This window comes from Candidatus Neomarinimicrobiota bacterium (genome assembly GCA_034716895.1).
Classification (GTDB): Bacteria; Fidelibacterota; UBA8477; order UBA8477; family JABMPR01; genus JABMPR01.
In genome coordinates this window covers 1-13,127 of record JAYEKW010000111.1, presented here as the reverse complement: position 1 = coordinate 13,127, position 13,127 = coordinate 1, and the positions used below count along the sequence as shown (strand labels likewise).

The window sequence follows — 13,127 nt, the reverse complement described above, 5'->3', positions numbered from 1 at the left end:
AAATATATTTAACCTGCATTATTCATGAATTATTGCCACGAAGACACTAAGTCACGAAAATTATTAAAGTTATGAACAAGGTCATTTTAAACAGTATTATTTGCATCTGTGAGTGATAATTTTTGATCAGCATATATTTTATTAAACTTTGTGTCTTGGTGACTTAGTGGCTATGAATTATTTAGGTTAGGTTGTTATCGCTTCATTGAACATCATATTTACCAAAACTAAAAACCGTCAAAACCAAAAATTAGTTGAATTTCCTGAAATATTTCTTAACTCCTGCGCATCACCAGAGGAAAGAGAACCGCATTCTCTGATGATATCATTAATGATGCGATCTGTACAAGATTGCTAAAGGAGTTCAACTTGAATATACTGGTAATCAGTGGGGACAAATCTCACAGTTACAAGAACTATACAAATTTCTTTCCTGAATCAACCATAGATGTACTTGATCAATCAGAACTGACCGCGAAAATATTAAGCGATCAGATTCTCAGCTATACAAGTGGAACCTTGCTGCTTATCGATGCCCGTTCTCAAAAAATTGAGTTTAAAAAGAGCGCAGCTGAATTGTATGAAATGGTTGCAGAGACCTCTGAAGATTGGTCGCTTATCTATGCTGATTACGAAGTCGATGATAAGGGTGTTCTCAGTGATGAGCACTTGCTTGAACATCATATTGGTCGAGTCAGGGACAATACGGACTATGGGAAAGTATGGGTCATCGATGTAGAGAAGGCCCGGGAAGCCCTACCACTGGCCGGTACTACCAAACAACACTTCCTATATGAGTTGAGACTGCGTTTGAGTGAGGTTGGAGAATTTGTGCATATTGCAAACCGCTATGCCGGTTCCCCTTACCGAATCTATCAAGCTGTTGGTGATCAGAATGTCTTTGACTATCTCCTGGCCAGTAAAGAGTCACAACTGGAACTGGAACAAATTGTCAGTGATCACCTGAAACGCATCAACGCTTTTCTGGAACGGGGTGCGCATTATTCAAAAGTACCCTACACCGACAAAAACTATGAACTGACTGCCAGTATTATCATTCCAGTGAATAACCGACCTGAATTTATTGGTTCGGCTATCGAATCAATTCTGGTTCAAACCATCCAGGATATTGAGATCATTGTCGTGGTGAATGGCGGTGATTCAGATCCGACCATTCCTGCAGTTAAAGACTATATAAAAGGCGGCTCAAAATTCGATGCTGCCAAACCGGAAGTGAGACTGGTTGTGCTGGATATCAATAATATTGGTCTCTGCCTTAATGCAGGACTGCAACGAGCCAGAGGCAAGTATTACGTCCAGTTGGATTCAGATGACCAGCTTATTGAAGATGCGGTTGAAAAGATCGCCGCTGTCTACCAGACCGATGATACCATTGCCATGGTTATTGGGTCGTATGAGGTTTGGGAAAAAGATATGGAGACTGGATCACTAAGTCGCATGGATTCTATCCCCGTGGTTACCCATGATGAATGGACCGAGGAAAATGGTCGCAACAACCTGCTACGGATCAACGGCGCTGGCGCTCCCCGATCATTTTATATTGAAACTGCCAGAGATCTGGGACTCCTTGATATGAATACTTCAGCTTTTGCCAGAAACTATGGCGAAGACTATGATTTTGTATCACGTATGAGCGAACATCATCGGATCGGTCGGGTTTGGGATCCTGTCTACAAAGTCATTCGTCATGGTGGCGGAACTGACCATAACATTGATCGTGCCACGGTTGATAGAAACAATAATGCCAAGGATGAAATGCGTCGTGAAGCGATCTATAGACGGCAGATCATGAATGAGGTTAACCATGGATAAAGTAATTCTGATCGGTATTGATGGAGGAGCCTCCAAGGTTTTGGTTCATAAGGTTGATATTTTGATTAACCCCATGCGGTTTGTTGCTTTAAAGCCTTTCATCGAGGTTACCTATAATAGTTCAGACTTCTATAGATCAAGTTTTAAACCAATTACGTTGACGCGCCAGCTTAAAGAGCACAAGGCTGGAAATGTTGTTCAGACCAAGACTGAAGTAGCCCAGGAAAAAGCCATCCTGGAGAGTTTTACAAAAGCCATTCGGACAATTCTTGGCAAAAATGTAAGTCAGGGTGTTGTTATTGGAGTGGGCTTACCAGGTTTGAAGACTAAAAATGGCCGGGGAATATCGGCGATGGCCAATGGCCCCAGAATGCCAAAATTTCTTAACAAACTTGTAAAATCGCTAAAGAATGAAGGTTACACAACTCTCTTTCCCATTGGTTCCATCGGTAGTGATGCTGATTATTGTGGTTTGGGTGAGCGCTGGGGTAATGAAGGTGGTATGCGCGGTGTGTCTTCAGCCTATTATTTTGGGGTTGGAACCGGAATTGCCGATGCCATGCTGTTGGATGAACAGAATGTTCCTTTTGACGCTTGTAAACCCTGGATAGCCAAAACCTGGGAAATGATGGCCAATGAAGAAGAAAGCTATGAAAATCTGCTTTCTGCCAAAGGGATTCAAACGCGCTATGGCAAAATGGTTGGAATGACTCAGGAGGAAATGGAAAAAGCTGAAATATTCCCCTGGCAGATCTATGAACGAGCATTGGATGGTGAAGAAGCTTCCCTTGAAATGACCAGGAGCATCGCTCAATCACTTTCAGAACTATTCTATCATCGCATTCATACTTTAGCAGTAGGCGCACCCGAAACCATACTACTGGACCAGAGTCGCACGCTGGAAATAGAACATGAACACATGGGCAAGGTCTTTCAACGCATTGTTGTGGGCCAGCGTCTTGGCGACATTTGGGAATTTAAGAAATTTGAACCGCTGTTGCTTGATCTGGTGAATGAAAAATTAGGCCGGATGATCCATTCATCTGACCTGCCCTCGGAGATCAAGGGGTTGTATCTTACAAAAACCAATCGGCTTCGTGACGATCTGATCATCCATTCAGAACTGCGACACGCCCCAGCTTTAGGAGCTGCAGTAGATGCCTATCTCGAGTGGATTGAACAGTGATCATATCCGGGTAGGCATTGTTCTACCCGAAGATAATATTCAAAAAATAACCTTATCCTGGTCACCGGAACTTGAGGTAACTGGCACCCCTCCCGATCTGGGAACGATCCAACGACTCGAACTTAGTATTCATCCTGATGGTATCCAGATTGCCGGACTGGCAGGAAATATCTGCGTAAAGGAATTGAGTTTATACAGCTCTGACAGAGTTGAATCGATCCAGGTCGGATCAGGGATTCACCTTGACCCGGTTATTGCCGGTCGCGGTTTTCACTGGGAAAAGCGGATCGCAGTCGATTTACCCGGCGAACTGAAGATCACCGTCGAACAGAATTCCTTAAAGATCATCAATACCATTTTAGTTGAAACCTATGTGGCTTGCGTGGCTACCTCTGAAATGGGTGCAGCAGCGCCGGCAGACTTGTTGGCTGCTCAAACTATTGTAGCGAGGTGTTGGTCCATGGCTCTGGCTGAAGCCAAACATTTGGCCGAAGGCTTCGATGTCTGCAACGATGATTGCTGCCAACGTTACCAGGGAACCAGCTATCTGACTGAACATTCTCTGAAAGCTGCGGTGGAAACCAAAGGTGAAGTATTGGTCTATGATGACCAGGTCATCGATGCCCGTTATTCAAAGAATTGTGGAGGCATGGTAGAGGCTTACGAAACCGTTTGGGAGGGTGGATCAGTGCCATATCTCATTCCGCTCTGGGATGGCCCTCAACAAAGAGCTGGACAGGCTGTAGATGATTTTGAGGATCTGTGGAACTATACCGATGCCTATTGCTCCTCCAAACGTTTTGAATCAGTGGATCTGGCCGGTATGCTTGGCAAAGTGGATGTTTCTGGCAGTTACTATCGCTGGGAAAAGACCATAACTAAAACTGATATCCTGAAAAACCTGAAAAAATATACAGGTTTAACCTGGAAACGTCTGGATGGCATCCGCATTATGGAGCGGGGACCCAGCGCCCGGATCAAAACTCTTTTCCTTGAAGGTCTGGACGAAACGGGTCAGTCTGCTGAGCAAATGGTGAAGTCAGAATATGGGATTCGCCGAATGTTCAGTGATTCCTTTCTCTTCTCTTCCGCCTTTGTGATCAAGAATGCTGAGACCCTTCTGAGTGACGATCAACTCGTTTTACGGGGTGTTGGCTGGGGTCATGGTGTTGGTCTGTGTCAGATGGGTGCTCTGGGTATGGCGCTGGACGGGATCGATTATAAAGCCATTCTGGCACATTATTACCCCGGTACTATCTTCACAACAATTTAATCTTGACAGGTGAGACGTGGCATGCTGCGTCTCTGCAAATAAATCTGGACCGATCACGGGTTTCCAACACTCCGAGCTAAATAATATTGGTAAATGCTTTTAACAAACCTAGTTTGCACCAACAATCTGGAGTATGATATTATGCATGGTCAAAAATTCAGTCGTCTAAGATATTTGTATATCTCGGGCTTGTCTACCTTACTGTTTATCAGTTCTTGCAGTCAGAAACCAATTCCGGTAACACCACTTGAAAAAATACAGATCGAAAGCCAGAAAGTGATTCCAGTACCCGTTCGTAGCGGTTTGGAAGTATTCCTGGATCGTGAGCATGGATTTGAAAATTTAAAATATGGTCTATTGGCTAATCAAACCTGTATCAATCATGAGTTAGTACATGGTGTTGAGTTATTACCGATGCAGATCGACCTGCAATTGCTTCTCTCACCAGAACATGGTCTCTTTGGAGCCGAAAATGCCGGGGATAACATCGGGGAAGAAACTGAGGTTAGTTCTGGTATTAGAGCAGTTACAACTTATCGTCAAAAACCTGCTGATATTGCTGAGTTGATCAGTGATCTGGATATGATCCTGTTTGATATTCAGGATATTGGAGTACGATCCTACACCTATATATATTCCATGGCTTACCTCATGCAAGCCGCTGCGATCAACGGGAAAAAGGTCATCATTCTGGATCGTCCCAACCCGGTAAATGGTGTCGCAATGGAAGGAAACCTGCTGGATCCTCAATTTTCCAGCTTTGTCGGTCTTTATCCTATTCCATATCGACATGGTATGACCATTGGCGAACTTGCTTTATTGTTCAATACTGAATATGAGATCAACTGTGATCTGGAAATAGTTCAAATGGAAGGCTGGACCCGTGACATGTATTTTGAAGATACCGGTCTGCCATGGGTGCCAACCTCACCCCACGTCCCGGATGCTGCCACAATCCTGCCCATGATCGCCACAGGTACTTATGGTGAACTGGGTATGCTTTCCGAAGGAGTCGGCATAACAACCCCCTTTGAGGTAGCCGGTGGTCCATGGATCAAGAACCCCCATGAATATGCCAATGCTCTTAGCTCCAGGATCCAGGAAGGGGTAATTTTCAGGCCAACCTTTTTTAAACCCTATTATGGTAGACATAAAGGACAGATTTGTGGGGGCGTACAATTGCATGTAACTGATCGTGATCTATTTGCTCCTTATGTTACCGGCCTGCTGATGCTATCGGTTCATCAGGAGCTTTATCCTGAGGTTGATCTATTTGCCAATGAGCACCGTTGGAATATGTTTGCCAAGGTCACAGGCTCAGATCAGATCAGAATAGATATTCAGGCTGGTCGGGATCCGCTGGAAATGCAGCAGGAATGGCAGGCAGACCTACTCAAGTTTGGCGAGTTGCGCAAAAAATATCTGCTCTATGATTAATCCGCATTGAACAGGAACAGTATTACCATGAAGCATCTTGTACACATCATGATCATCTTGTCAATTGGGTCTGTTTGTTTATTGGGGCAGAGTGAGCCGGAAAAACCCCACGGCCAGCAAGCCGCTCAATATGGTCATATTCAAGTTGATCAACAGGGTGACTTTGTTGGCTTTCCACAGGATCTGGTAGAGCGTCCTGGTTTCCGAGAACCCAGCCATGTTGTTTTTGGGTATCATCCCTATTGGAATGGAACTGCCTGGCTGAACTATGAATATAACATGCTTAGTCATATTGCCTGGTTCGGTCTGAATATGTCCTCCAGCGGGAGCATCACAAATTCGCATGGATGGCCTATCAATGGGCTGGTGGATCTGGCTCATAGTCATGGAGTAAAGGTCATTGTAACCGTGACCCAGTTTGATAATTCAGCAATCGGAACCCTGCTGGGTAATGCCGCATCACGCCAAACTGCCATTAACAATCTTATTAGTGCCGTTTCTCAGGGCAATGCCGATGGAGTGAATATTGATTTCGAATTCGTACCCACAGCATCCAGAAATAATTTTAATACCTTTATCCATGATCTGACGGTGGCTTTCCACGATCAGATACCGGGTTCTGAAGTCAGTATTGCCATGCCGTCTGTGGATTGGTGGAATTCTTATGATTATGACTATTTATCTGATAATTCAGACGGGTTGATGATCATGGCTTATGGCTACTATTGGAGCGGAAGCGCCAATGCCGGACCGTTATCACCTCTCAATAGTGGCCTATCCAGTTGGTATATACGCAGAACTGTGGAAGATTATCTGACCAAAACAGGTGACGATGGAAGCCAGCTTATCCTGGGATTGCCCTGGTATGGCAGAGACTGGCCAGTCAGCAGTACTGCCATGGGTGCTCCAACGACAGGGAGCGGTTCTTCGATCCTATATTCGGCTGCTGAAGCCAATGCCCAATCCTACGGCAAACACTACAATGCAAATGCACCTTCGGCCTGGTATAATTATAACAGTGGCGGATTACGACAGGTCTGGTATGATGATAGCCTCAGTCTGGCTACCAAATATAACTATGCCAAGGAAGTTGAAATAAAAGGTATCGGGATCTGGGCTCTGGGTTATGATGGTGGACGCGCAGAGATCTGGGGTGGGTTGAGTGATGCATTTGGTGCAACATCTCCGCCCCTCAGCTCACAGTATTTCACAGTTCGCAATGTTGGTGATGGCACTGTGGCGATTCATTGTGCCCCTTCAATTTATACCGATTTCTTCGAAGCACATATCAGTTTGGATGGGTCCAGTTTCAGCTTAGCCCATAGTTCACCTTCTCAGGACTTCCTGCTTGAGGGTCTGGAACCTGGCCAGTTGATCTATGTGAAGATCAGGAATACCAATACGTTTGGGAGTGGTAGTTTTTCTGAAGTACTGGGCGTGGTTGTTAGTAGTACGACTGTCTCAAGTGTCCTGATCGTGCAGGGTTTTGAACGAACTTCTGGAACGATGAATAATCTGGATTATATCATCGAACACGGCTCGGCTGTTCACGCCACCGGAAGGATTTTTGATGCTGCCAGTAATGATGCCATTGAAAACGGCACTATTTCATTGACTGACTATGATGTAGTGGATTGGATCAGTGGAGAAGAGGCCACTGCTACCGTGTCATTCTCACCGGCTGAGCAGTCCCGCATCAGAGACTATCTGGAGCAGGGAGGACGCTTATTCATCTCTGGATCTGAGATAGGCTATGATCTGGAAGCCAATGGATCTGACAACGATCTTTCCTTCTACCGAAATTATTTTAAAGCCGATTATATTGTTGATAATACGCAGAGTTACTCCACATCCGGTCCGGCCAACGGAATCTTCGCAGGATTGTCTGGTGTGGCGTTCGATGATGGTACACACGGGACCTATGATGTGGATTATCCAGATGGGATCAAGCCATTTGGAGGTGCGGTGAATAATCTGCGCTATGAAGGTGCTGACTATGCTGCACAAGGCGGAGCCGGAATCCAATTTATGGGTAATTTTGGTGAGAGCACCGCTCTGGGTGGCGTTGTTTATCTCGGTTTTGGCTTTGAAACCATCTATCCGGAAGCAACCCGAAATATTGTCATGGGTCGTGTACTTGATTTTCTGGAAATTTCTGTGGATATTGTTTCTACGGCTCCGATCCCGAATAATTTCAAGGTCTCAAGGGCGTTTCCCAATCCCTTCAATGGCTCATTTTCTTTTTCGGTTTATAGTAACGAGAGGGTGGAGGCAACTATCAGTCTTTTCAATCTAAAAGGTCAACTGGTGCATCACCTTAGCCAGCGATTGCAGGTAGGCGAAAACCAGCTCAGCGTGCACGTCATGGATCAAAAAATGTTAAGCTCGGGTGTTTATGTGCTTCAAGTGGCAAGTGGCACTGAGAGCCATTCACAAAATATCACTTACTTAAAATAGAGACTCAATATGAAATTTTATTACCTGCAGAAAATGTTATGGATATTTCCGATTTTGTTCTGGACCTGCTCCACTGCGCCAACGCCTGCACCACCAGGACCGCATAGTGAGCAACAGGATCAATATGGCCAGGTTACACCACCCCAGGAACTTCAAAAAGTGCTTACAGGTCTGGATGTATTACAGAAAATGGACTTTGAATTGCTGGCAGGAAAAAATGTGGGTATCGTTACCAACCATACTGCTGTTAATAAGCAGGGTGAACATCTGGTTGATCTGATAAATGCTACAGATGATGTGACTCTGAAGGCAATATTTGCACCTGAACACGGATTCAGAGGTACATCTCAAGCAGGTCATGCCATTCCAGGCGGACTTGATCCGGCCACAGGAGTACCGATCTACAGTCTCTACGGTGAGAACCGTGAACCCAATCAGGAAATGCTCACAGGGATCGATCTTCTCATCTATGATATTCAGGATGTGGGAGCTCGGTTCTATACCTATATCTCCACCATGGGTTATGTTCTTGAGGCCGGTGCAAAATTTGATATTCCCGTGATGATCCTGGATCGTCCCAATCCCATCGGACGCAGAGTAGGTGGAAATGTTCTGGATGAAGGGTATGAGAGTTTTGTCGGTCGCTATAAGATTCCCATTCAATATGGGTTGACCATTGGCGAACTGGCTCGGATGGTCATCGGTGAAAATATGATCCCCGAGCTTGGTCAGGTGGAATTACATGTCGTTGAATGCCAGGGCTGGACCGCTGACCGGGTTTGGGCTGAAACAGATCTGACCTGGTTACCACCTTCACCCAATATGCGTAATACCAACGAAACGTTGACTTACCCGGGACTTTGCCTCTTGGAAGGTGTTCGGATCTCAGAAGGACGCGGAACCATTCATCCTTTCGAGTATGTAGGAGCACCGTATATGGATGGGAAATTACTAGCTCGTGAATTGATGGCTACCGGTCTGAAGGGTTTTACAGTCGAACCGATCACCTACACACCGGTTGAAATGCCGGGTGTCTCCATGAACCCCATTTTTAAGGATGAATTGGTCCATGGCGTTAATATTAAAGTAACAGATCCTGATTCATTTAAAGCGGTTGAATTCCTGGTCCATTTGCTGGTCATCACCAAGCAGAATTATCCAGATGATTTTGGCTGGCGCTATCAGAAGGGTTCAGATCGGCTCTGGGGTGGCTCCGGATTACGGGAAATGATTGATGCTGGAGCATCTGCTGAGACCATTATTGCAAGTTACCAGGCTGAGTTACAGGAATATCTCCAGTTACGTGAAAAATATCTTATTTATGAATGATAATTTTGCATAAACATCGAATAACCACGAGAACGCAGAGGTGTTTTATGGTTTCCTGGAAGGGTCGGAGAGGAATAAAATACCAGTAGGCGATTGAAAATATATTAAACAATTAAATCTGAAGTAGAAGAGTAGAAGGAAGAAAACATGTCTAAGAGTACTGAACCCAAGCGCAGATCCCCCTGGTTATGGATTCCCTCTCTGTATTTTGCAGAGGGTGTACCCTACACAGTTGTCATGCTCATTGCAGTCGTTTTTTACAAACGAATGGGAATTTCCAATATGGAGATTGCCCTCTATACCAGCTGGCTCTACCTGCCCTGGGTTTTAAAACCACTCTGGAGCCCCCTGGTTGATATCTTCCAGACCAAACGATTTTGGATCGTTATCATGCAGCTCTTTATCGGGGCTGGGCTGGGTGGTGTTGTTTTAACAATTCCAATGCCTGGGTTTTTCCAGTTAACGCTTGGCTTCTTTTGGCTATTGGCTTTCAGTTCATCTACCCATGACATTGCGGCAGATGGGTATTACATGATTGGATTATCCCAGCATGACCAAGCCTGGTGGGTAGGTATTCGAAGTACTTTCTATCGTCTTGCCATTATCGCGGGTCAAGGTGGAATCATCATTTTTGCCGGTATGATCGAAAGTAATACTGGTCTCGCTGATTTGGAAGTTGTGGTCAAAGCGACCCCGGATTATCAAATTGAACACCGGATTGATCCCGATTATTTTCGCCTTCCAGAGAACGGGGACGAACTGGAAATTCATATTTATCCCGAAACGGTTGAAGTGGGGTTGGGTAAACAGTCCAACCTTAGTTATGACTCATTGCTAACCATGGTGAATTACTGGAATGCCAATCGCTTAGAACTGAGTGATACAACGGATCTGACCGCCGTAGCCTTTGTTAATTATGAGGCTCCAGATGCAACAGATGATGTTGGTAAGACTGCCCTGGCCTATATCGGACTTTCGAATAAACCGCTGGGAGATGAAGAAATCGTTGTCTCTTTTGGTCATGATACAGGGGATAAAAGCATCAAATTACTTTCTGATACTCGCTTTATTTTTCACCAGGATGATTGGAATATTCCATACCTGGCATTAATCCAGCTTCATCCGAACCTGAAGACAGCATCAAGTGCTACATTTATTGCTCGATCAGGAAATATCCCTCTGGCCTGGTCCTTGTCATTTCTGATTCTTACGGGCCTATTTATTATCTTTTTTGTTTACCATTATTTTATTCTGCCGCGTCCCGCTGGTGATAAGGGAGTAAAGCCGTCAGGTATGTCTGAATTTTTCCAAAGTTATGCCAATACCTTTTCCACATTCTTTACAAAGGACAAAATTGGTTTGGCTGTCGCATTTATTCTTGTTTATCGGTTTGGTGAAGCCCAACTAGTGAAAATTGCTCCCCTCTTTATGATCGATACTATTGAGGCTGGGGGATTGGCATTGACCACGCAACAATATGGCTTTATCTATGGAACTCTAGGCGCAGTTATGTTGACCTTGGGTGGTATCCTTGGTGGTATGGTTGCTGCTAAACAGGGATTGAAATTCTGGATTCTCTGGATGGCGCTGGCCATGAAGCTGCCTGATGTTGTCTATGTTTATTTATCATACGTTCAGCCTGAGAATTTCACAATGATAGCCATTATGGTGGGAGTAGAACAGTTTGGCTACGGTTTTGGGTTCACAGCCTATATGTTGTACATGATTACAGTAGCAGAGGGTAAGTTCAAAACAGCCCACTTTGCCATCTGTACGGGTTTTATGGCCTTGGGGATGATGATTCCTGGAATGTTCAGTGGTTGGCTCCAGGAGACAATCGGGTATCAGATGTTCTTCATCTGGGTGCTGATCGCCACCATACCTGGGCTGCTCATGCTCAAATTCCTGCCCATTGATCCGGAGTTCGGAAAGAAATCAGTAGAGAAATAACCTCTGGAAAAAACAGGTAGAAACGACGAATTATATAATCTAACCAGGCGGGGACTCAAATCTCCGCCTGGTGCATAAACCCCTGTCTGGAGACTCGCCAGCAGCGCAAAAAATCCCTTCGCATATCAGGTGCTTCGCCTATATTGATCCTGAAGTCATTACAAATCAGCAGTAAAATTTCTTAAATATTCGTAGCCGAAAGCGCTCGAACTATTCAACACGGAGGATTTCTCATGGACAATAAGAAAAAACAAATCTGGGGCTGGGCCATGTATGATTGGGCAAATTCTGCTTTTGCCACAACGGTCATGGCAGGCTTTTTCCCCATCTTTTTTAAAGATTATTGGAGTCTCGGTGCTGATGTGAATGTAAGTACGGCTCAATTGGGAGTTGCGAATTCAATCGCCAGCTTAATTGTGGCACTTATGGCTCCCATCCTCGGAGCAATCGCCGATAAGGGTTCAGCCAAGAAGAAATTCTTAATCTTTTTTGCCTATCTCGGTGCCCTCATGACTGCCGGATTATTTTTGGTGGAGCAGGGTGATTGGGCCATGGCTATTTTTATTTACGTGATGGGCATCATTGGTTTCTCAGGTGCCAACATATTCTATGACGCTTTACTTCCCAGTGTCGCCGGTAAAGACGAGATCGATCGTGTATCCGGACTGGGTTTTGGCATGGGTTATCTCGGAGGCGGGTTGCTATTTGCATTGAATGTTGCCATGACCCTTATGCCTGAGACTTTTGGATTATCTGGTCCTGGAGAGGCTGTGCGTTATTCGTTCATCTCTGTTGCTCTCTGGTGGGGTGGTTTTACGCTGATCACCATATTCTGGGTGGAAGAGAAAAAAGCTACCAGTACACTAGGTGTAATTGCCTTAATCAAAGCCGGGTTTAAGCAATATCTGGATACCTGGAAAAAGATCAAACATCTCCAAACCGTTTCATTGTTCCTGGCAGCTTACTGGTTCTATATCGATGGCGTTGATACGATTATACGGATGGCCGTTGATTATGGAATGTCTCTTGGATTCGATTCAAATTCATTGATCATTGCCTTATTGATCACCCAATTTGTGGGCTTTCCTGCCGCCATCATATTCGGTAGATTGGGTGAGAAGTGGGGTGTACGGAAAGCTATTTATTTGGCTATATTTACATATATACTAATCACCTTTTATGGTGTTTTAATGACCAGGGAGATTGAATTCTATGCTCTGGCAATTGCCATTGGCTTGGTTCAGGGTGGTATCCAGGCCTTGAGTCGTTCCTATTATTCCCGACTGATTCCCAAGGGTCAGGAAGGTGAATTCTACGGATTCTATAATATGCTTGGCAAATTTGCCGCTATTCTGGGACCCCTGCTCATCGGTGTCGTTGGCCTGACCATTAAGGGTACTTTGGGACCCCTGGCTAATACGCCTGAACAGATGGAAGCCATTGGCCAGATTGCCTCACGCTGGGGGATTGGCTCCGTAGTACTGCTCTTCGTAATAGGTGCGGTTCTCTTCAAGTTTGTTGATGAAGAAGAAGGTAAACGGGAAGCTGCTTATATTGAGGAGCACTCTGAGTAAACACTCGGTCATTATGTCCAAATTACCTGCTTAGCGGGAAGCCCTCCCCGAATCGTTACACGATTCGTCCCTCCCTCCGGGAGGGACG

Annotated in this window: 8 protein-coding genes; all 8 read left to right on the top strand. The window is 45.1% G+C overall.

The genetic code is table 11. The features are described 5' to 3' along the window. Positions 1 to 369: 369 nt before the first annotated feature. The 8 genes from U9Q77_06995 (at position 370) to U9Q77_06960 (ending at position 13,039) form a co-directional block, all read left to right on the top strand. On the top strand, positions 370 to 1,833 hold the full coding sequence (locus U9Q77_06995; protein MEA3287106.1) for a glycosyltransferase: 1,464 nt from the start codon (positions 370 to 372) through the stop codon (positions 1,831 to 1,833). Then, positions 1,826 to 3,019 (top strand): hypothetical protein, encoded by a 1,194-nt coding sequence (locus U9Q77_06990; protein MEA3287105.1) that lies wholly within the window; start codon positions 1,826 to 1,828, stop codon positions 3,017 to 3,019. Before U9Q77_06995 ends, U9Q77_06990 begins: the two co-directional genes overlap by 8 nt. After that, positions 2,991 to 4,292, top strand: a complete 1,302-nt coding sequence (locus tag U9Q77_06985) for a SpoIID/LytB domain-containing protein (protein ID MEA3287104.1) — start codon at positions 2,991 to 2,993, stop codon at positions 4,290 to 4,292. The genes U9Q77_06990 and U9Q77_06985 overlap by 29 nt, the downstream gene beginning before the upstream one ends. A gap of 141 nt (positions 4,293 to 4,433) precedes the next feature. Further along, entirely contained in the window at positions 4,434 to 5,729 is a 1,296-nt protein-coding gene (locus U9Q77_06980) for a DUF1343 domain-containing protein (GenBank protein ID MEA3287103.1), read from the top strand. A 27-nt stretch (positions 5,730 to 5,756) separates the two neighbouring features. Continuing rightward, complete coding sequence (locus U9Q77_06975; protein MEA3287102.1) at positions 5,757 to 8,186, top strand: glycosyl hydrolase family 18 protein; 2,430 nt, start codon at positions 5,757 to 5,759, stop codon at positions 8,184 to 8,186. 9 nt (positions 8,187 to 8,195) lie between these two features. Further along, positions 8,196 to 9,515: a DUF1343 domain-containing protein gene (locus tag U9Q77_06970; GenBank protein MEA3287101.1), complete on the top strand. Its 1,320-nt coding sequence runs from the start codon at positions 8,196 to 8,198 to the stop codon at positions 9,513 to 9,515. A 147-nt stretch (positions 9,516 to 9,662) separates the two neighbouring features. Continuing rightward, entirely contained in the window at positions 9,663 to 11,465 is a 1,803-nt protein-coding gene (locus U9Q77_06965) for an MFS transporter (GenBank protein MEA3287100.1), read from the top strand. A gap of 233 nt (positions 11,466 to 11,698) precedes the next feature. Then, entirely contained in the window at positions 11,699 to 13,039 is a 1,341-nt protein-coding gene (locus U9Q77_06960; protein ID MEA3287099.1) for an MFS transporter, read from the top strand. Positions 13,040 to 13,127 lie beyond the last annotated feature (88 nt).